Source organism: Dokdonella sp., assembly GCF_035703485.1.
Lineage (GTDB): Bacteria > Pseudomonadota > Gammaproteobacteria > Xanthomonadales > Rhodanobacteraceae > Dokdonella.
The window spans coordinates 1-20,216 of record NZ_DASSYD010000195.1 but is presented as its reverse complement, the minus strand read 5'-3'; the positions used below and the strand labels follow the sequence as shown (position 1 = coordinate 20,216).

Sequence of the window (20,216 nt, the reverse complement as noted above, 5' to 3'; positions counted from 1 at the left end):
GCCGCTGCATATGTTCATTTACGGATTGATGATCGCAATCTTTGCCTTCTTCTATACCGCGTTGGTTTTCAATTCACAGGAAACCGCAGACAACTTGAAGCGTTCGGGTGCGCTGATTCCGGGGATTCGACCGGGCAAGGCGACAGCCGAGTATATCGATGGTGTGATGACCCGCTTGACCGGCATTGGTGCCGTGTATCTGGTTGCGGTGTGTCTGGTGCCTGATTTGCTGCGCAACGCCTGGCACGTGCCGTTCTACTTCGGTGGAACGTCGCTGCTGATCGTGGTCGTCGTGGTCATGGACTTTACGTCACAGATCCAGGCACACCTGGTTTCACATCAGTATGAAAGCCTGCTCAAGAAGGCGAACCTCAAAGGTCGCTGAGAGTCTGGTCAAGGGCTGCTGTAGACACTTCCCGCAGGTGGTGTCGACAGGCGTCGAGGGGGGTTTTAGTTTCCCTCGATAACAGATAGAATACGAAGTTCACTGCGCATTTAGTTCTTTCGGAGACATTCAAACATGGCGCGCATTGCGGGTGTCAATCTTCCGGTCCAGAAACATACTGTGATCGGGCTGCAAAACATTTTCGGGATCGGTCGTTCGCGATCAAAGAAGGTCTGTCAGGACGCAGGTATTGCGCCGTCGACCAAGATCAAGGATCTCACCGAGGCGGAAGTCGAGAAGATCCGTCACGAAATTGCAAAATATACGGTCGAGGGTGACTTGCGTCGCGAAGTGGGTATCGCGATCAAGCGCCTGATGGACCTCGGTTGCTATCGCGGCTTGCGTCATCGCCGTGGCCTGCCGATGCGCGGCCAGCGTACACGCACCAACGCTCGTACCCGCAAGGGGCCGCGCCGTGCGATCAGAAAATAATCTGCCCGGAAGCGAATCATGAATAAACCGGCCTCCAAACCGAAGAAGAAGATCAAGCGTGTTGTGACGGATGCAATCTGTCACGTGCAAGCTTCGTTCAATAACACCGTCATCACGATTACCGATCGCCAAGGCAACGCCCTCTCCTGGGCTACTGCTGGTGGAGCCGGGTTTCGCGGTTCGCGCAAGTCAACGCCGTTTGCAGCCCAGGTTGCAGCGGAAAAGGCTGCGCGAGTTGCGGCCGAGTATGGCGTAAAGACGATCGAAGTACGCATCAAGGGCCCAGGCCCGGGGCGCGAATCGTCGGTTCGTTCGCTGAACAATGTCGGCTTCAAAGTTACCAACATCATCGACGTGACACCCATTCCGCACAACGGATGCCGTCCGCCGAAGAAGCGTCGCGTCTAAAGGATACGTACATGGCTCGTTATATCGGTCCCACCTGCAAACTGGCTCGGCGCGAAGGCACTGATCTCAGTCTCAAGAGCCCGGCGCGCGCGATTGATTCGAAGTGCAAGCTGGAGCAGAAGCCTGGTCAACACGGAGCAGCCCGCAAGGGTCGCCTGTCCGACTACGGCGTACAGCTGCGCGAAAAGCAAAAGGTCAAGCGCATGTATGGCTTGCTTGAGCGTCAGTTCCACAAGTACTACGTCAAGGCGACGACACAGAAGGGCAATACCGGTGAAAACCTGTTGCGCCAGCTGGAAGCACGCCTCGACAATGTCACCTATCGCATGGGTTTCGCAGTAACGCGTGCCCAGGCTCGTCAGCTTGTTGCTCACCGCGCAATTTCGGTGAATGGCAAGCGCGTCAATCTGCCTTCCTTCCAGGTTCGGCCGGGCGACGAGATTTCTCTCACCGAGAGCGCACGTAGTCAGCTGCGCGTCCAGGAATCGATGACCGTCTCGCAGGAGATGGATCTGGTTCCAACTTGGGTCGAGGTCGACGCGAAGAAGTTCAGCGGCATTTTCAAGTCGCTGCCAGAGCGCTCGGATCTACCCTCGGATATCAACGAGAGCCTGATCATCGAGCTTTACTCGAAGTAATTCACCGCAACTTTCGGAGTCCCTGTTCATGGCAGGATCCACCAATGTGCTGCGCCCTCGCGGCATCCAAGTCGAGCGTATGGACCTCAATCACGCAAAAGTCGTGGTCGAGCCGTTGGAGCGTGGTTTCGGCCACACTCTCGGTAATGCGCTCCGTCGTGTGCTGTTGTCCTCAATCCCCGGTTGTGCCATTACCGAGGTCGAGATCGACAACGTACTTCACGAATACACCACGCTTGAGGGTTTGCAGGAGGATGTGATTGAAGTCCTGCTCAACATCAAGGACATCGCCATCCGCATGCACGGTCATGACGAAGCCACATTGACCCTGAGCAAGAAGGGCAAAGGTGTTGTCACGGCTGGCGATATTACCCTTGATCACTCTGTCGAGATCGTCAATCCCGAGCATGTGATCTGCCATCTGACCAAGGACATCGCACTCAACATGCGCCTGAAGGTCGAGCGTGGCGTTGGCTATCAGCCAGCCGTTTCGCGTCACCTTCCGGATGAGGAAGCACGTCCAATCGGGCGTTTGCCCCTCGATGCCTCGTTCTGCCCGGTTCGTCGTGTTGCCTATCAGGTCGATAGCGCGCGTCTTGAGCAGCGCACCGATCTTGACAAGCTCGTGCTTGAAATCGATACCAATGGCGCGATTGATGCCGAAGAAGCGGTTCGCAAGGCGGCGGAAATCCTTCAGGATCAGATCTCGATCTTTGGCGATTTCACTCGCCGCGAGAGTGCTGATGCGACTACGGACAAGAACGGAGTCGATCCAGTTCTTCTGCGTCCGATCGATGACCTCGAATTGACCGTTCGTTCGGCGAACTGCCTCAAGGCCGAGAGCATTTATTACATCGGCGATCTCGTGCAGAAAACCGAAGTCGAGTTGCTGAAGACACCGAATCTGGGCAAGAAGTCGTTGACCGAAATCAAAGACGTTTTGGGTCAGCGCGGACTTTCCCTTGGCATGAAGCTTGAGTCCTGGCCGCCGCCGGGGATCTCGCACGGCATGCAACTGGGTTGATTTTTTAGTGCGATCGCCCTTGATCGCGGCTTAGCCGCAACTCGGGTATTGCTCTTGGTTATTTGTGCGATCGTCCATGATCGCTTTGTAGCAGGAAAACGGCGGTGTGCGAATAGCGCACTGCTCGTGCATCAGAAGCGGCCATCCGTGGCCGCACTCTTAATGAGAGCTACTGCTCCGTTGGGGTGTATGAAAACAAGCCTCTTTGTTGGGGCTAATAATAGCGGGCAACCGCGGGGAGTCGGACGTAGGCGCCGACTTTTCATAACAATAGATATAGTGAGAACACACCATGCGCCACCAGAAATCCGGTCGCAAACTCAATCGCACCAGCAGCCATCGCGAAGCGATGTTCAAGAACATGGCCGCGTCCCTGTTCAAGCATGAGTTGATCCGCACCACGTTGCCGAAGGCGAAGGAACTGCGTCGCGTTGCCGAGCCATTGATCACGCTGGCCAAAACGGATGGCGTTGCCAATCGTCGACTCGCATTCGCACGTTTGCGTGACAAGCAGGCAGTAGGCAAGCTGTTTGTCGAACTCGGCCCGCGCTTTCGCGAGCGCAAGGGCGGTTATTTGCGCATCCTCAAGTGCGGATTCCGCGTTGGTGACAATGCGCCAATGGCTTATGTCGAGTTGCTTGACCGTCCGCAGGCTGCGGTTGCCGCCGAGGATTGAGCGCCGTCATCTGCTCATTGAAAAAGCCCCGTTTTTGACGGGGCTTTTTTGCTTTCGGGGAGCGCGTTTCAGGTCACTTCGGAATGCAGCTGGATATTCTTGCTGCAGACGTGATTCGCGGGAACCGTCTTGTGTTCAGTTGGTCATAATGGACTGCATCTTCATCAACGTTGCGAGGTATCACCATGATTCGTGTTTCGTCACGCAAGATATTTTTGATGATCGCCTGCGCAAGCGCACTGTTGATGGGCTACGCATTGTTTGCACAGTACGTGCAGCACTACGAACCTTGCATGCTGTGCATGGTTCAACGAGTTTTCGTTTGCGCGGTTGGATTGGTTGCTTTGATTGCCGCATTGCATGGACCTGGCCGCTTCGGTGCTCGTGTATACGGGTTGCTGACTGCCCTGTTTGCCGTGGGCGGCGGCTACATCGCAGCGCGCCACGTCTATCTGCAAAACCTTCCTCCCGAGCAGCTTGATGGCTGCGCACCGTCGTTTGAATATGCCTTGGGCAATTTCGATTCGCTCAAATTCCTCAAGACGATTTTTATCCGCGATCAGGACTGTGGTGTAATCGACTGGACCTTTCTTGGTCTGGCCATGCCTGCCTGGGTCTTTCTCTGCTTTGTCGTGCTGTTTTTCGCAGCGCTGTGGGCGGGCTTCCGTCGCGGCTGATTTCGCTCGGCGATTGGCTATGGCATTATGCTTGCCGCAGTGCAGCATGTGAGAGAGCCAATGAAACACGAGCGCAATATCGTTCCGGTCCGCGAACCTGAAAACTGGTCAGTTGCGTCTTGGCGCCAGAAACCGGCGATCCAGCAACCCACCTACGAGGATCCGGCCGAATTTGCGAGCGTATTTGACAAGCTCTCGGAGCTTCCACCGCTCGTCACATCCTGGGAAATTCTCGCGCTTCGAGGACTGCTCGCCGATGCGGCGGAAGGCAAGCGCTTTCTACTGCAAGGGGGCGATTGCGCCGAGAGTTTCGACGACTGCACTTCGCCGCTGATCTCCAACCGGCTCAAGGTCATGTTGCAAATGAGCCTGGTGCTGACCCATGGCCTCAAGCTGCCGATCGTGCGCGTTGGTCGATTTGCCGGCCAGTACGCCAAACCGCGATCCGCAGACACCGAAACCCGCGATGGCGTGACCTTGCCAAGCTATCGCGGCGACATCGTCAATGCGCCAAAGTTTGATCCAGAGTCACGTCGCGCCGACCCGTATCGTCTGATCAAGGGTCATGCGCGTTCGGCGATGACGATGAACTTCGTTCGTGCGTTGATTGACGGGGGTTTTGCCGATTTGCATCACCCTGAATATTGGGATCTGGCCTGGGTAGAGCACTCGCCTTTGCAAGTTGAATACCGTCAGATGGTTGAGTCGATCGGCAATTCGCTACGCTTCATGGAAACTCTGGCCGGGAGCTCGGTAGCGGAATTTCAGCGTGTCGATTTCCATACGTCACATGAAGCCTTGCTGTTGCATTACGAAGAGGCGATGACCCGGCAAGTACCTCGTCATTGGGGCTGGTTCAATCTGTCCACTCATTTTCCGTGGATCGGCATGCGTACCGCCGATATCGATGGCGCGCATGTCGAGTATTGCCGGGGAATCCGCAATCCGATCGGGGTCAAGGTAGGCGTATCGACCCAGCCTGATCAGTTGCTGCGCCTGATTGATGTTCTCGATCCTGACAATGAACCCGGTCGACTGACCCTGATTCACCGCATGGGATCCAAGCATGTGGCCAAGTCGCTGCCGCCGTTGTTGAAGGCGGTGAAGGCTGCCGGACGCAAGGTCCTGTGGTGCTGCGATCCGATGCATGGCAACACCGAATCTCTTGGAAGTGGCGTCAAGACGCGAAGATTCGAGAACATCCGAAACGAGCTTGATCAGGTATTCGATATCCACGCCGAGGCGGGCACGCGGCTGGGTGGCGTTCATCTGGAACTGACCGGAGAGAACGTCACTGAATGCATGGGTGGTGCGCGCGATCTGACCGAATCAGACCTGTCGCGTGCGTACAAGTCATCGGTCGATCCGCGTCTGAACTACGAGCAATCGCTGGAGCTCGCCATGCTCATCGTACGCAAGCGCGGGGATGCCGGTTGAGCGCCGTATTCGTGTGAATTGCTGGCGGGTTCAGTGATTGTTTGAGGTCTCTCTCGCTCACGCTGAGCCCACCGCCATCCGGCAAGACCACAGGCTTATTCGGCTACAGACGCCGCATGGTGTTTGATCCTGGCCAGCATCGCCGCGAGACCATTCGAGCGCGTTGGCGATAAATGCTTGGCCAGTCCGATGGCTTCGATAAAGCGCGGTTCGGTATTGAGTATCTCGCTGGCCGAACGCCCCGAATAGACGCGAAGGAGCAGGGCGATCAGACCGGAAACAATCGATGAGTCGCTGATGGCATGCAGTTCCATGTGCTCGGCGTCGTCGTTCGAGACCAACCAGACCTGGGATTGGCAACCATGCACCTTGTTGGCGTCGGTTCGCCATTTCTCCGGAAATGTGGGCAGTTTGCGGCCGAGATCGATCAGGTACTGGTAGCGCTCGGTCCAGTCACTGAAAAAGCCGAATTCCTCGGCGATCGCAAGCTGCGCGAGTTCAGCGCTGGATTCGGATTGCGGATTCGCCGTGCTGTCTGTGTTGTCGTTCATGCATCCTTACCTGTGGGCGTCGACGGCAGTTTCCAGTCAAGGCGCACAGCCGCTGATGGTGATCGCTCGCGCGATCGAATCATCCGGTGGAAGAATCGCCCGGAGAAACGACTTTCCAGCGTGCACCTCCGGCACCGTCTTCAATGATGATATTGCGCTCGGCAAGCTCCTTGCGGATCTGGTCGGCGCGGGCAAAGTCTTTCGAGGCGCGCGCAGACTGGCGTTCGTTGAGCAACCCCTCTACCCATGCGGCATCGACGGTCTGGCCAGATTCGAATTGCTGGAACCATGCATCAGCATCCTCATGCAACAAGCCGATCAGATGAGCCGCGCCGAGCAGGGCAGCCTTGGTTTGGTGTCGATCAGCATCTGAACGCGCCTGGCGCGCCGCATCAGCGAGCCGGGAGAGTACGGCGAAGGCTGCCGGCGTGTTGATGTCGTCGCACAATGCCGCCTCGAATTCCTCAGGCACGAACTCCTCGGCTGTATTCACCTTGACATCGCTGCGATCACGCAACACGCCATACCAGCCATCCAGCGTCGCCCGCGCTTGCGTGAGGGTGTTGTCCGACCAATCCAGTGGTTGCCGGTAGTGCGCGCGAAGAAGCAGGAAGCGCAGTACTTCAGCGGGATACTTATCGAGCAGTTCGTGCAAAATCATGACATTGCCGAGTGATTTCGACATCTTCTTGCCGCCAAACGTCAGCATGCCGTTGTGCAGCCAGTAGCGGGCAAACGTCTTGCCTCCGTGCGCGCAGGTGCTTTGTGCGACCTCGTTCTCATGATGCGGAAACAGCAAATCATTGCCGCCGGCATGGATGTCGATGGTTTCGCCAAGATGTGCTGCAGCCATCGCCGAGCATTCGATATGCCAACCCGGCCGTCCACGTCCCCACGGGCTGTCCCAGCCTGGAAGATCCTCTGTCGAGGGCTTCCACAGGACAAAGTCGCCGGGACTTTTCTTGTAAGGCGCGACATCGATGCGTGCGCCGGCCAGCATGTCCTCTGTCGAGCGGCCAGACAGCTTGCCGTAGTCCGCGAATTGCGCAACCTCGAAAAGTACGTGCCCCTCGGCCACATAGGCATGACCGCTGGCGATCAGGCGTTCACACATCAGGATGATTTCAGCCATGTGCGCGGTAGCGTGCGGGATCACATCTGGCGGATCGACACCTAGCCGGGCGAGGTCTTCGTGGTAAGCCTGTGCATAGCGAGCTGTGATGGCCGAAATGGGGGTGCCTGCTTCACTCGCGGCGGCGTTGATCTTGTCGTCGACATCGGTGATGTTGCGCGCGTAGACCAGGTTACCGTAGTTGCGTCGCAGAAGGCGGGCAAGCAGGCCGAAAACAACGGCAGGGCGGGCATTTCCGACATGGATGTAGTTGTAGACCGTAGGCCCGCAAACGTACATCGTGATCCGCTCGGGATCCAAAGGAACGAACGCTTCGGTGCGTCGGGTCATGGTGTTGTGCAGGCGCAGCTTCATGGTGTCGATGTTTATGAACAGTAGAGCGACCGGCGATCATAACAGCCCATGAACCGGTCCGGCTCGGAGCTGAAACCTGTCGGATTCTTGGGTCAACATTCAGTAAGCCTGTGTTGTAATTTCACCCACATCGTGGCGTCCGTGCGCCGTATCGATACTGATGCGGAAAACAAGACAGGATCCAGACAGATCTGCAGCGGAATGCCACCACCCCGATTTGGAGAGTTGAGAGATGGGCAAGAAAATCCTGATGTTTGGCTTCTCGGTCGGCATGGCCGTTGCCTGCGTCAATCTGGCGTGGAGCCAGGATCGTGGTTACGGCGATGATCGAGCCATCGACAACAGCCGCCTGGCTTGGGCTGACGTGCTTCGCGTTGATCCTGTCTACGGCAACATCGTCAGCAGCCGTCCTCGCGAGGAGTGCTATGACAGCAACGTCGATCATCGCTATGACACGCGCGGCAACAACACCGCAGGCACGGTCATCGGCGCCATCGTCGGTGGCGCTCTTGGCAATCAGGTTGGCAAGGGTGATGGGCGCAAGGCCGCGACCGTGGCCGGTGCCGTGATCGGTGGCGCGATTGGCAACAACCAGGCGCGTCGCGATGATCGCTATTATTCAGAAACACAGACGAATTGCCGTACGGTCAGCGAGAGCTACAGCGAGCGACGGATCGTCGGCTACGACGTTCAGTATCGGTATCGGGGCGATGTCTACATGTCACACCTCGACTACGATCCGGGCGAGCGCATGCGTGTGCGCATCAGTGTGACGCCGGCCGAATAGGCATCTTGATGATCAATCCAGTGCGGGGGTGGTCAGGTATCGCTCCGGAGGTTCACGCGCGGCGAATTTTTTTGTTGCGCTGCGACAGGAATGCGGATAACGTCAGTCGTCTGATGAACAGCCCTTTCGCCATCGCCAATGTCCTGACCAGCGCCCGCATGGCAGCTGGAATGACTTCGCGTGCGCGCCGACCGATGCCTCTCAATTCGGCCAGGTAGCTGTCGCACGTTTCATTTTTCGACGAAAACCCGGCCATCGAGCCGGGTTTTTTATTGCCATGGATGGCATGTATCCCTGCAATGCAGGAGCACGCAGGGGTATTGCCATGGATGGCAACCCTGTTGCAAGACAGGGGCCGTTGTATCCGATTTCTGTAGGGGAACAAATGAATAACCGACATTTTCTGAGCACTCAGGACTGGAGTCGTAGTGAGCTGGATGACCTGCTTGATCAGGCCAGAGCCTACCGGCAATCGAAACTTGGCGACGCCTTGCAAGGCAAGTCGATTGCCTTGCTGTTCTTCAATCCCTCGATGCGTACGCGGACCAGTTTCGAGCTCGGCGCGCACCAACTCGGTGGCAAGGCGATTGTGCTTGCGCCGGGCAAGGATGCCTGGCCGATCGAGTTCGAAGTCGGCTCGGTGATGGATGGCGAAACCGAGGAACACATTGCTGAGGTGGCACGGGTATTGAGTCGCTACGTGGAACTGATCGGTGTGCGCGCATTCCCGAAATTCCAGGACTGGTCGGTTGATCGTGAAGATCGCGTGATCAAGGCATTTGCGAAACACGCGACCGTGCCGGTGATCAACATGGAAACGATCACCCATCCGTGTCAGGAACTGGCCCACATCATGGCTTTGCAGCAGCACCTCGGCACGGATCTGAAACGCAGAAAGTATGTCCTGACCTGGACCTGCCACCCGAAACCGCTGAACACCGCTGTCGCCAATTCGGCCTTGCAGATCGCTACGCGCTACGGCATGGACGTGACCTTGTTGTGTCCGACCGAGGAGTACCTGCTCGATCCGCGCTACATGGAGTTCGCTCGCCAGAATGTCGCCGAAAACGGCGGCAGTCTGACCATCAGCCATGATATCGAAAGTGCCTACCGTGACGCCGATGTGGTCTATGCCAAGAGTTGGGGCGCGATCCCGTATTTCGGCCGCTGGGATCAGGAAAAGCCGATCCGCGACGCCCACCAGCACTTCATCGTCGACGAAGCCAAGATGGCGCTGACCAACAAGGGCTTGTTCAGCCATTGCCTGCCCTTGCGGCGCAACGTCAAAGCCACCGATGCGGTGATGGACTCGCCCTCCTGCATTGCCATCGATGAGGCCGAGAATCGCCTGCATGTGCAGAAGGCGTTGATGGCCTCGTTAGCGAGGCCGGGAGTGGGGAGTGGGGAGTAGGGAGTCGGCAAAAGCGACTCGTAGCCCACATTGTTCACCTTTGTCAGCATCCAGGAATCCTAATGTCATCAGCTTTTCCCACTCCCCACTCCCCGCTCCCCACTTCCGAACGCAAGGACATCGTCCTTGCGTTCTCAGGCGGCCTCGACACCAGCTTTTGCATTCCCTGGCTGCAGGAGCGCGGCTACGCCGTGCATACCGTGTTCGCCGACACCGGCGGTGTCGATGATGAAGAGCGGGGCTTCATCGAGGCGCGTGCGGCGGAACTGGGTGCGGCGAGTCACCTCACTGTCGATGGTGGCCCGGCGATCTGGAAGGGTTTCGTCAAACCGTTCGTGCAAGCTGGTGAGGGCTACCAGGCTCAGTACCCGTTGCTCGTTTCGGATCGCTACCTGATCGTCGAAGCGGCTCTCAAACGCGCCAGCGAACTCGGTACGCGGCTGATCGCCCACGGTTGCACTGGAATGGGGAATGACCAGGTACGTTTCGACCTGACCGTCAAGGCACTCGGCGATTACGAAATCATTGCGCCAATCCGCGAGATCCAGAAGGAACATGCTGAAGTTCGCGCCTACGAGCAGAAATACCTTGAAGATCGCGGCTTCGGAGTGCGGGCGAAGCAAAAGGCCTACACGATCAATGAAAATTTGCTCGGCCTGACCATGTCCGGCGGCGAAATCGATCGTTGGGAAGCACCCGGCGACGGTGCGCGCGGCTGGTGCGCGCCGCGCGCGGAATGGCCATCAAGTGCCTTGAGGGTAACGCTGACATTCGCCCATGGCGAAGCCATCAAGCTCGACGGCGAGGCCTTGCCGGGCCACATCCTGCTGGCTCGATTGAACAAGCTGTTCGCTGCCTATGGTGTCGGTCGCGGTATCTACACCGGCGATACAACCATTGGTCTCAAAGGCCGCATCCTGTACGAAGCACCGGGCTTGATCGCATTGCTCACCGCTCATCGTGCGCTCGAGGAAGCGGTGTTGTCCAAGGCGCAGAACCGATTCAAGCCAATCGTCGCCAAACAGTGGGTCGAGCTCGTCTACGAAGGTTTTTTCCATGATCCGCTGAAAACCGATCTTGAGGCATTTCTCAATAGCAGCCAGCGCTGCTTCAACGGTGAAGTGGTGCTTGAAACGCAGGGCGGTACCGTTCACGCGGTGGCACTCAGCTCGCCACATATTCTCAACGCCAAGGGAGCAACCTACGCGCAGTCGGCGGACTGGGGCGTGGCCGAAGCCGAAGGTTTCATCCACCTGTACGGAATGAGTTCGACGCTGTGGGCCGAAGTGAACCGGGAAGCGGACACATGAGCGAACTGCTTGCCTCGACGCTTGAACACCTGCGTGCCCTGGTTGCATTCGATACGCGCAATCCGCCACGGGTGATCAATACTGGCGGAATCTTCGACTACCTGCGGCGCAACTTGCCGGGATTCGATATCGAGGTGACGGATCATGGTGCCGGCGCAGTCAGCCTGCATGCGCGGCGAGGCAAGCCCAGGGTTCTTTTCAACGTGCACCTCGATACCGTCCCGGATTCGCCAGCCTGGTCCGCAAGTCCTTTTGAGTTGCGTGTGACCGGGGATCGCGCGATCGGCCTCGGCGCTTGCGACATCAAGGGTGCCGCAGCCGCACTGGTTGCTGCGGCGAATCTCGCCGAGGGTGATGCGGGTTTCCTGTTTTCCTCCGATGAGGAAGCCAACGATCCGCGCTGCATCGCGGCGTTCCTCGCCCGTGGCATTCCCTATGAAGCGGTGCTGGTTGCCGAGCCCACCCAGGCACAAGCGGTACTCGCACATCGTGGTATCAGTTCGGTACTGATGCGTTTCGCCGGAACCGCCGGGCATGCCTCGGCCCGACAATCGGACGCCGACAGTGCCTTGCATCAGGCAATCCGCTGGGGCAACAAGGCGTTGGGGCATGTCGACTCACTTGCCCACGAACGTTTCGGCGGACTGACCGGATTGCGTTTCAACATTGGCCGTATCGAAGGTGGCATCAAGGCCAACATGATTGCGCCGGCGGCCGAGCTGCGTTTCGGTTTCCGACCGTTGCCATCGACCGAAGTCGATGCGCTGCTTGATACATTAAATAAATTTGCAGAACCGCACGCCGCTGAATTCGCCGAAACCTTTCGCGGCCCGAGCCTTCCGTCCGGTGCGATTGCCGACGCCGAAGGTCGACGTCTGGCCGCGCGCGATGTGGCTGACGAATACGATCTGCCGATTGGCAATGCGGTCGATTTCTGGACGGAGGCCTCATTGTTCTCGCAAGCCGGATACACGGCCCTGGTCTATGGCCCCGGCGACATCGCGCAAGCCCATTCCGCCGATGAGTGGGTCGCTCTCGATCAACTGAAAACCTATGCAGAATCGGTAACCAGGATCATTCATGAATAGCGCGACCCGGCAAACCCGACAGACCATCGTGCGCCTGCTTTCGAGCATGGCCAGCGCGAAGGAGATTTCGCAGTACCTCAAGCGCTTCTCGCAGGTCGACGCAAAGCGCTTTGCCGTGGTCAAGGTCGGCGGTGCCGTATTGCGTGACGATCTCGATGCATTGACCTCCTCGCTGGCCTTCCTGCAGGAAGTTGGCCTGACTCCGATCGTCGTGCATGGTGCCGGGCCACAGCTCGATGACGAGCTTGCCGCGGAGGGCATAGAAAAACAGACCGTCAACGGACTGCGGGTAACCCGGCCCGAAGCGCTCGCGATCGTGCGCCGCGTCTTCCAGGCGCAGAATCTCAAGCTCGTCGAAGCACTGCAGCAGAGCAATACGCGGGCGACATCGATCGTTTCCGGTGTGTTCGAGGCGGACTATCTTGATCGCATCGGGCTCGGACTGGTCGGGCGTATTTGTGCGGTCAACCTTGCGCCGATCGAGGCCAGCCTGCATGCCGGCTCGATTCCTGTCATTGCCAGCATGGGTGAGACCGCAGGGGGCCAGATCCTCAACATCAATGCCGATTTTGCCGCCAACGAACTTGTTCAGGTGTTGCAGCCGTACAAGATCATCTTCCTTACCGGTACCGGTGGGTTGCTTGACGGGGACGATCGGGTTATCGATTCGATCAACCTCTCGACCGAGTATGAACACCTGCTCGCGCAACCCTGGTTGCATTCGGGCATGCGCGTGAAGATCGAACAAATCAAGAATCTGCTCGATCGCCTGCCACTGACCTCGTCGGTTTCGATTACCCAGCCGGCGGAGCTGGCCAAGGAATTGTTCACCCACAAGGGATCGGGAACCCTGATCCGGCGTGGCGAGAAGGTTCTGTCATCGGATTGCTGGGATCAATTTGACCTTGCGCGACTTCGCCAGCTGATCGAATCAAGCTTCTCGCGCAGCCTGGTCGACGATTACTTCGAGCGCACTCGATTGTTTCGTGCCTATGTCAGCGAAAATTATCGTGCCGCTCTGATCCTGCTTGAAGAGGGTGGATTCACCTATCTCGACAAATTCGCCGTACTCGACGATGCCCAGGGTGAGGGCCTTGGACGCGCCGTCTGGCAGGTCATGCGCGAGGAGAATCCTAAATTGTTCTGGCGCTCCCGCGAGGGCAATCCGGTCAATCCGTTCTACTACGCCGAATCGGATGGATGCTACAAGGTGGATCAGTGGAAAGTGTTCTGGTACGGCATTGCGCGGTTTGCCGAAGTCGAGCAATGCGTCGAACACTGCCGGGCGCGGCCGGCGACGCTGCTTGAGCGGAAAGGGTGTGCAGCATGAGCAGAAAAACCGTCGGAATCGTCGGCGCGCGTGGACATACCGGAGCCGAACTGATTCGCCTGATTGCAGCACATGAAGGCCTCGATCTCGCCTATGTCTCCTCGCGAGAACTGGAAGGCAAGCCAGTCAAGGATCATGTCGATGGCTTTGATGGCGACTTGCGCTTCGAATCGCTGGATGCGCCTGCAGTTGCAGATCGGCAAGCCGATGCAGTCCTGCTGGCCTTGCCGAATGGCGCCGCCGGAGCATTCGTGAAGGCGATCGATGCGGGTGAAAAGGATGCCGTCATTATCGATCTTTCGGCCGACCATCGATTTGATGAGACCTGGTACTACGGCCTGCCCGAACTGACCCGTATGAGCTACGCCGGGCAGCATCACATCAGCAATCCGGGTTGCTATGCGACCGCAATGCAACTGGCGATCTCGCCATTGAGCGAATGCCTGGCCGGACCCCCGCAGTGTTTCGGCGTTTCCGGATATTCAGGGGCAGGCACCTCGCCCTCGGACAAGAATGATCCGGAAAAGCTGCGCGACAATCTGATCCCCTATTCGCTGGTCGACCATGTTCACGAGCGCGAAGTTTCACGTCACCTTGGATTCTCGATCGAATTCATGCCGCATGTCACAGCGCATTTCCGCGGCATCACGATGACGGTCAATTTATGGCTGCAGCGCCCGATGAAGCGTGAGGAAATCGTCGCGTGCTATGAGAAATTCTATGCACATGAGGCGCTTGTGAAGATCATCGATGAAGCGCCCTGGGTGAGCAGAATTGCAGGCAAGCAGCATGCCGAAATCGGCGGCTTCAGCCTCGCGCCGGGGGGCAAGCGTGTCGTTGTTGTTGCCACCCTGGACAACCTGCTCAAGGGTGCCGCGACCCAGGTCATGCAAAACCTCAATCTGGCCATGGGCTTTGATGAATTGAGCGGTATCTTGCCGGCAGCAAAATCAACGGAGGAAAACGCATGAGTGATCTTTTGTGGCAGAAGTCAGGCATTCAGACCGATGCACGCATCATGCGTTTCCTCGCTGGCGACGATGTCATCCTCGATCGCGAGTTCTTCCTCTTCGATATCGAGGCAAGCACGGCGCATGTCGAAGGGCTGGCGCGCATCGGCATTCTCAACCAGCAGGAGTGCTCGGACCTGAGTCGTGAACTGGCACTGCTTGGAGATGATTTCCGCACGGGCACATTCGTCCTCGATGATCGCTTCGAGGATGGTCATTCGGCGATCGAGGCGCGCCTGATCGAGCGCCTTGGCGATACCGGGGGCAAGGTCCACAGTGGCCGCAGTCGCAACGACCAGGTGCTGGTTGCAAGCCGCCTGTGGCTGAAATCAAAGCTGCTTGAGCTTTCTTCGATCTGCGCTGCGGTGGCCAACGTCTGCATCTATCGGGCTGAGCGTGATGTATTGCCGATGCCGGGCTATACGCATCTGCAGCGCGCCGTCGTTTCCTCCACGGCCATGTGGTTCGCAGCCTTTGCCGAAGCGTTCATTGACAACGCCTGGCGCGCACGCCAGACCTTTGATTTGATCGATGCCAATCCGCTGGGAACCGCAGCCGGCTACGGCGTCAATCTCAAGCTGGATCGCGAGCAGACGACGACCAGGCTCGGCTTCGCGCGCATGCAGATCAGCCCGATCTATACCCAGCTTTCGCGTGGAAAGTTCGAGATGGCCGCGCTCGACACGCTTGGCGCCTCACTACTCGATTTGCGTCGTCTGGCCTGGGATCTTTCACTGTTTACGACCGCCGAATTCGGCTTCGTGAACCTGCCGGCGCAATACACCACAGGCAGTTCGATCATGCCCAACAAGCGCAACCCGGATGTCATCGAACTGATGCGCGCAAGCTACGCCAGTGTCGCCGCAGCGCGCACGGAAATCGAACAACTGTTATCATTGCCGACTGGGTATCAGCGCGATGTTCAAGCCAGCAAGGGTTCGATCTTCCACGGTTTCCATCGTGGACTCGATGCGCTGGCCTTGCTGCCCGATCTACTGGAACAGCTTGAATGGAACGCGGCGAAGATGCGTGCCGCGATCGAGCCATCCATGTATGCAACCGATGTTGCCATCGAGGCGGCAATTTCCGGTGTCCCCTTTCGCGATGCCTATCGTGCCGCTGCTGACACTGCGAGTGAAGCCGGCCAGGGTCGCAGCCCGGAATCCAGTCTTGCTGCGCGCACTTCACCGGGATCGGGCGCCGATCTTCGTCTCGATGAGTTGCGTGATCGCCTCGCCGGGTTGCGCTGAATTTCACAACCAAAATTGAATGACGATTCAATTGTCGTCCACGGAAACGTTTGATGAACAACGCTGCAAAGGCTATTTCAACCCATCGCTTCGAAGAGCAACCGCTACCCGAATGGCGTCGAGCCGTCTTGAAGGTTGGCAGCAGTCTGCTCGCCGCTGATGGAACCGGGCTTGATCCCGACCACGTGCTTGGCCTTGCGCGCTTTGTGGCGGCCAGTCATGCCCAGGGTCGTGAGGTCATCATCGTTTCGTCCGGCGCGGTCGCCGCAGGTCGCACGATCGTTTCCAAACAACCGCGATTCGGTGCCGCGATGGCCGAGCGACAGGCGCTTGCGGCACTTGGCCAGGTTGAGATGATCGGCCTATGGCAACGCTTGATTGAACGTCCGGTCGCGCAAGTCCTGTTGACCCACGATGACCTGCGCAATCGACGCCGTTACCTGAAGGCGCGCATGACCCTGGTGGAACTCCTCCGTGTCGGTGCGCTGCCGATCGTCAACGAGAACGACACGGTATCCGTCGACGAACTGCGCATGGGCGACAACGACAATCTCGCCGCCATTGTCGCCGCGCTGGCCGATGCCGATCTTCTGCTGATCGCGACCGATATTGATGGCCTGTACACAGCCAATCCGCGCGTCAATCCGGAAGCTGAGCCAATCCTGCAATTGCCAACAATTACCAAGGCCAGCATGGATATGGCGGGTGGTGCCGGTTCGGCATCCGGCACGGGTGGCATGCAGACCAAGCTGGAGGCGGCGATCAAGGCTGCCAAAGCCGGGATCGAGACGATCCTTTTCAATGGCACCAATGCGCAGACGGTGGGATTGCTTGCCGAGGGCAAGTTGCATGGCTCACGCCTCGGCTCGAACCGCAAGCGCATGACGGCGCGCAAGTACTGGTTGCGCCATGTTCCGCTGGCTCCGGGTGCCATCCTTATCGACGACGGCGCAGCGCGCGCTCTCAGGGGCAGTGGTGCTTCGCTGCTCCCACTCGGAATTGTCGGAGCGCTCGGCGAATTCGCGCGCGGCGACATGATCGAAATCATCTGCAATATCGAAGGCGGTGACCGCATGGTCGGTCGTGGCCTGACTCAATACTCGGCCGTGGATATCCGCCGAATCGCGCGCCGTCACACGCGCGATATCGAATCAATTCTCGGCTATCACTACGGCGAAAGCGTCGTTCACCGTGATGACATGGTTACAGGATGAAATTATGCCTTTGGATATGAAAGCCGCTGCCTTGCAGTGCCGCGAAGCCGCGATAGCCGTTGCCGCCCTCTCCGCCGATGCGAAACGTTCGATGCTCGTTGCAATGGCCGAACGCATCGATGCCAGCGTGGATCTGATTCTTGACGCGAACAAACTGGACATGTCCCAGGCCGAACATCGTGGTATCGGCTCGGCCATGCTCGATCGATTGCGCCTCAACGCGGATCGAATCGCAGGTATTTCGCGTGGCCTGCGTGAGGTAGCTGAGCTCGCCGATCCGGTCGGTCAGGTGACTCAACGTGACACGCGCCCGAACGGCGTGCTCGTCGAGCGTGTGCGTGTGCCGCTCGGCGTCATCGCGATGATCTACGAGGCACGTCCGAACGTCACCGTCGATGCTGCTGCGTTATGCCTCAAGGCTGGCAATGGCGTGATCCTGCGCGGTGGCTCCGAGGCGATCCATTCCAATCGCGCGCTGGCCGGCCTGCTCCAGCAGTCGCTGGTCGAGGCGGGCGTGCCGGCGGCCGCCCTGATCCTGATTGAAGACCTGCGTCGCGAAACCATGGTCGAACTGCTGCAACTTACCGACATCGTCGATCTGGCTATCCCGCGTGGCGGCGAAGGCCTGATCCGTTTTGTCGCCGAACATGCACGGGTGCCTGTGATCAAGCATTACAAGGGCGTCTGTCATTTGTATGTCGACAAGAGCGCCGATCTCGATCTCGCGCTTAATCTGTTGATCGATGGCAAGGTCAGTCGACCGAGCGCCTGCAATTCGCTGGAAACCCTGCTCGTGCACAAGGATGTCGCCGAAGCCTTCCTGCCGCGTGCGGCTGCAGCGCTGGCCTCGCACAAGGTCGAGATGCGGGGCTGCGAGCGTTCACGCGCGCTGGTTGCCGACATGCCAGCGGCCACTGATGAAGACTTCGCCGCCGAGTATCTTGATCTGATCATCGCGATACGCATCGTCGACGATCTGGATACCGCGATCGCGCACATCCGCCAGTACGCCTCTGATCACACCGAAGTCATTGCCACATCGGATGCTGATGTTGCGGAGAAGTTCGTTTCCGCACTGCGCTCGGCCGTGGTCATGGTCAATACCTCATCGCGCTTCAGCGACGGCGGTGAGCTCGGGCTTGGCGCCGAGATCGGCATTTCGACTACGCGCCTGCACGCCTACGGGCCAATGGGCATCGATGCGCTGACCATCGAGCGTTATGTACTGCGTGGCGAAGGCCAGGTCCGTCACGGACTCAGCACAACCGCAGCGGCCAGCGCCACGAATTGATTCAGTGTATGCCGCGGATTTTCCGCTAGTCTGTGCAACCGCATATTGCTTGCGGGTCCGAAATTCGGTTTCGCAGAGTGGTGCGCTATGACCCAAGGTGTGGATCTGGACAACAGTCGCTTGCTGGTCGTCGTCCCGCACCCGGACGACGAGACACTGGCGACCGGCAATCTGATCCAGATGGCCTTGGCCGCCGGGGCCTCGGTTCGCGTTGTCATAGTCACCGATGGTGACGACAATCCATGGCCACAACGCTGGATCGAGAAGCGCTGGAGCATCAGTGCGCAAGCGCGGCAACGCTGGGGTGCACGCCGACGCGCAGAAGCAATCACGGCGCTCAGTCGGCTCGGTGTCGCCGCGCAGGATATCCGTCATTTTGGCTGGCCCGATCAGGCGCTCAGCCGAATGCTGATGAGCAATTCGCAATGCGAGGATGAGCTGGCCGCCGAAATCGAGGATTTTGCGCCGACTGTCCTGGTGGCGCCTGCGCTGGCCGACCTTCATCCCGATCACAGCGCCTTGCGCGTGATGCTGGAGCTGGCCATCGCGCGGACTGCGTTTGCCGATTGCCGCCGACTCGGATTTGTCGTCCACGGACCTTCCGCGGATGGAAATTGGATGACCCTTCCGGCGAACGAGCATCAGGCGCAAAAAAAGCAGTTCGCCCTCCAGGCTCATGCCAGTCAACTGGTTTTGAGCGGCAAACGCATGGCCAGGATAGGGCGACGTTGCGAACGTTTCGAATCCAGCGAATGTCGAGCGATAGACGCCGCCAACGCGAATCATCGCGAATGGCAGATGGCGTACGCGCATTCCATCGCTCACCTGCATGGACGCGCGTTGTACCTGATCGTTAAGACGGGAGCGCGTCTGATTCGCGCCAGCCTGCCATTGCCGGGCAGCATCGACAACGCGGACCTGGCGATCGCCTCAGCCGACCACGGTTCGCTCGGCCTGCAACTGCAGCGTTCCGCTGGGCAGCTAAAAATCAGGCTGTCGAGCAAAGAGCCGCTCGAGCTTGTTTTCGCGAAGATCGAGCGGCTCGGTTCGCGCCTCTATATCTACGACGCAAGCGGCTGGTTACGTGTCGATTGACTCGATCAGCGTTGCCTTATCAGGCTGTTGAAGCACCAAGTCGATCGACTGGCCAGCCGCCAGTGATTGCCATTGAAAATCGAGTGCGTTGATACAGTCACGAATTGCAGAAACATCATCGGCGGTGACGGGCAGTGTTGGACAATCGCGGGCACGACAGGTGATCTCATAAAGCTCAAGCATCTCCGCTGCCGCACTGTTGCCTCCCGACCAGGCATCGCCCTGGAACACCTCGACCAGTCGCTCTACGCCATCGCTTTCCGCTTCGGCAGTCATCCTGAAAGATGCTGGCTCGCCATCACGAACGCGACCAAGAGAGCCACGCTTGTGCAAGGTGCTTTCCACGGCAAAGTGCACCATGTCGTGGGGAATGATGCGCTGCTTCGGGCAATCGATGCGTTCGACTACGCCATCGCGATGAATCGTCATCTGGTCAAACTTGCCGCTGCCCTTGGTGAACGAGAGTTTCACGATTGCACCTGATGATAGGGCCGATGAATGCCGACCCATGCAGTTCCTGTCTCAGGGTGAGGCTTCTGATGCGCGAACGACCTTGTCGGTCAGACGCGGGAAGCCGTGATTTTACAACAAGGTGGTCATCAGGCCAGATGGGAATCGACCGTCAAGTGGAGCCACCATCGAACTCAATTTTCCGT

22 protein-coding genes are annotated in these 20,216 nt (G+C 58.3%); 18 read left to right on the top strand and 4 right to left on the bottom strand.

All coding sequences use genetic code 11. The annotated features are described in order from the left end of the window. From VFN25_RS14895 to VFN25_RS14860, 8 genes are all read left to right on the top strand, one after another. The coding region (locus VFN25_RS14895) for a preprotein translocase subunit SecY (protein WP_414648977.1) at positions 1-385 on the top strand (385 nt) is incomplete at its 5' end. A gap of 135 nt (positions 386-520) precedes the next feature. After that, a complete protein-coding gene (gene rpsM, locus VFN25_RS14890; RefSeq protein WP_325143295.1) occupies positions 521-877 on the top strand; it encodes a 30S ribosomal protein S13 in 357 nt (118 codons plus the stop codon). 18 nt (positions 878-895) lie between these two features. Continuing rightward, entirely contained in the window at positions 896-1,285 is a 390-nt protein-coding gene (gene rpsK, locus VFN25_RS14885) for a 30S ribosomal protein S11 (protein WP_325143294.1), read from the top strand. A gap of 11 nt (positions 1,286-1,296) precedes the next feature. After that, positions 1,297-1,923 carry a 30S ribosomal protein S4 gene (gene rpsD / locus VFN25_RS14880; RefSeq protein WP_325143292.1) on the top strand — a complete coding sequence of 209 codons (627 nt, stop codon included), beginning with the start codon at positions 1,297-1,299 and terminating at the stop codon, positions 1,921-1,923. Between the two features lie 28 nt (positions 1,924-1,951). Continuing rightward, the gene (locus tag VFN25_RS14875) at positions 1,952-2,947 is read left to right on the top strand and encodes a DNA-directed RNA polymerase subunit alpha (RefSeq protein ID WP_325143290.1); all 996 of its coding nucleotides are present in this window, start codon (positions 1,952-1,954) and stop codon (positions 2,945-2,947) included. Positions 2,948-3,239: 292 nt separating this feature from the next. Continuing rightward, positions 3,240-3,623, top strand: a complete 384-nt coding sequence (gene rplQ / locus VFN25_RS14870) for a 50S ribosomal protein L17 (RefSeq protein WP_325143288.1) — start codon at positions 3,240-3,242, stop codon at positions 3,621-3,623. A 185-nt stretch (positions 3,624-3,808) separates the two neighbouring features. After that, the gene (locus VFN25_RS14865; protein ID WP_325143286.1) at positions 3,809-4,300 is read left to right on the top strand and encodes a disulfide bond formation protein B; all 492 of its coding nucleotides are present in this window, start codon (positions 3,809-3,811) and stop codon (positions 4,298-4,300) included. 60 nt (positions 4,301-4,360) lie between these two features. Then, complete coding sequence (locus VFN25_RS14860; RefSeq protein WP_325143283.1) at positions 4,361-5,737, top strand: class II 3-deoxy-7-phosphoheptulonate synthase; 1,377 nt, start codon at positions 4,361-4,363, stop codon at positions 5,735-5,737. A gap of 95 nt (positions 5,738-5,832) precedes the next feature. Here the strand turns inward: VFN25_RS14860 and VFN25_RS14855 are convergent, their stop codons facing one another. Then, positions 5,833-6,288: a SufE family protein gene (locus VFN25_RS14855; protein ID WP_325143281.1), complete on the bottom strand. Its 456-nt coding sequence runs from the start codon at positions 6,286-6,288 to the stop codon at positions 5,833-5,835. Positions 6,289-6,367: 79 nt separating this feature from the next. After that, entirely contained in the window at positions 6,368-7,774 is a 1,407-nt protein-coding gene (cysS, locus tag VFN25_RS14850; RefSeq protein WP_325143280.1) for a cysteine--tRNA ligase, read from the bottom strand. 232 nt (positions 7,775-8,006) lie between these two features. On the opposite strand from cysS, the gene VFN25_RS14845 reads away from it, so the two are divergent. Continuing rightward, positions 8,007-8,561: a glycine zipper 2TM domain-containing protein gene (locus VFN25_RS14845; RefSeq protein WP_325143278.1), complete on the top strand. Its 555-nt coding sequence runs from the start codon at positions 8,007-8,009 to the stop codon at positions 8,559-8,561. 52 nt (positions 8,562-8,613) lie between these two features. Here the strand turns inward: VFN25_RS14845 and VFN25_RS14840 are convergent, their stop codons facing one another. Continuing rightward, complete coding sequence (locus VFN25_RS14840) at positions 8,614-8,961, bottom strand: hypothetical protein (RefSeq protein ID WP_325143276.1); 348 nt, start codon at positions 8,959-8,961, stop codon at positions 8,614-8,616. Between VFN25_RS14840 and VFN25_RS14835 the strand changes: the two genes are divergently transcribed. The 9 genes from VFN25_RS14835 (at position 8,947) to VFN25_RS14795 (ending at position 19,560) form a co-directional block, all read left to right on the top strand. Further along, positions 8,947-9,972 carry an N-acetylornithine carbamoyltransferase gene (locus VFN25_RS14835; protein ID WP_325143274.1) on the top strand — a complete coding sequence of 342 codons (1,026 nt, stop codon included), beginning with the start codon at positions 8,947-8,949 and terminating at the stop codon, positions 9,970-9,972. The genes VFN25_RS14840 and VFN25_RS14835 overlap by 15 nt on opposite strands. A 62-nt stretch (positions 9,973-10,034) precedes the next feature. Next, positions 10,035-11,282, top strand: a complete 1,248-nt coding sequence (locus VFN25_RS14830) for an argininosuccinate synthase (RefSeq protein WP_325143272.1) — start codon at positions 10,035-10,037, stop codon at positions 11,280-11,282. Beyond that, complete coding sequence (locus tag VFN25_RS14825) at positions 11,279-12,370, top strand: acetylornithine deacetylase (protein WP_325143270.1); 1,092 nt, start codon at positions 11,279-11,281, stop codon at positions 12,368-12,370. The genes VFN25_RS14830 and VFN25_RS14825 overlap by 4 nt, the downstream gene beginning before the upstream one ends. Continuing rightward, positions 12,363-13,700, top strand: a complete 1,338-nt coding sequence (locus tag VFN25_RS14820; RefSeq protein WP_325143268.1) for an acetylglutamate kinase — start codon at positions 12,363-12,365, stop codon at positions 13,698-13,700. Before VFN25_RS14825 ends, VFN25_RS14820 begins: the two co-directional genes overlap by 8 nt. Continuing rightward, the gene (argC, locus tag VFN25_RS14815) at positions 13,697-14,671 is read left to right on the top strand and encodes an N-acetyl-gamma-glutamyl-phosphate reductase (protein WP_325143266.1); all 975 of its coding nucleotides are present in this window, start codon (positions 13,697-13,699) and stop codon (positions 14,669-14,671) included. Before VFN25_RS14820 ends, argC begins: the two co-directional genes overlap by 4 nt. Beyond that, on the top strand, positions 14,668-15,960 hold the full coding sequence (locus VFN25_RS14810) for an argininosuccinate lyase (RefSeq protein WP_325143264.1): 1,293 nt from the start codon (positions 14,668-14,670) through the stop codon (positions 15,958-15,960). Before argC ends, VFN25_RS14810 begins: the two co-directional genes overlap by 4 nt. A 53-nt stretch (positions 15,961-16,013) precedes the next feature. Beyond that, positions 16,014-17,174 carry a glutamate 5-kinase gene (proB, locus tag VFN25_RS14805; RefSeq protein WP_325143261.1) on the top strand — a complete coding sequence of 387 codons (1,161 nt, stop codon included), beginning with the start codon at positions 16,014-16,016 and terminating at the stop codon, positions 17,172-17,174. A 10-nt stretch (positions 17,175-17,184) separates the two neighbouring features. Next, positions 17,185-18,465 (top strand): glutamate-5-semialdehyde dehydrogenase, encoded by a 1,281-nt coding sequence (locus VFN25_RS14800; protein ID WP_325143297.1) that lies wholly within the window; start codon positions 17,185-17,187, stop codon positions 18,463-18,465. Positions 18,466-18,552: 87 nt separating this feature from the next. Continuing rightward, the gene (locus VFN25_RS14795; RefSeq protein WP_325143259.1) at positions 18,553-19,560 is read left to right on the top strand and encodes a PIG-L family deacetylase; all 1,008 of its coding nucleotides are present in this window, start codon (positions 18,553-18,555) and stop codon (positions 19,558-19,560) included. Here VFN25_RS14795 and VFN25_RS14790 read toward each other — a convergent pair. Further along, a complete protein-coding gene (locus VFN25_RS14790) occupies positions 19,546-20,031 on the bottom strand; it encodes a hypothetical protein (protein WP_325143257.1) in 486 nt (161 codons plus the stop codon). The genes VFN25_RS14795 and VFN25_RS14790 overlap by 15 nt on opposite strands. Positions 20,032-20,216 lie beyond the last annotated feature (185 nt).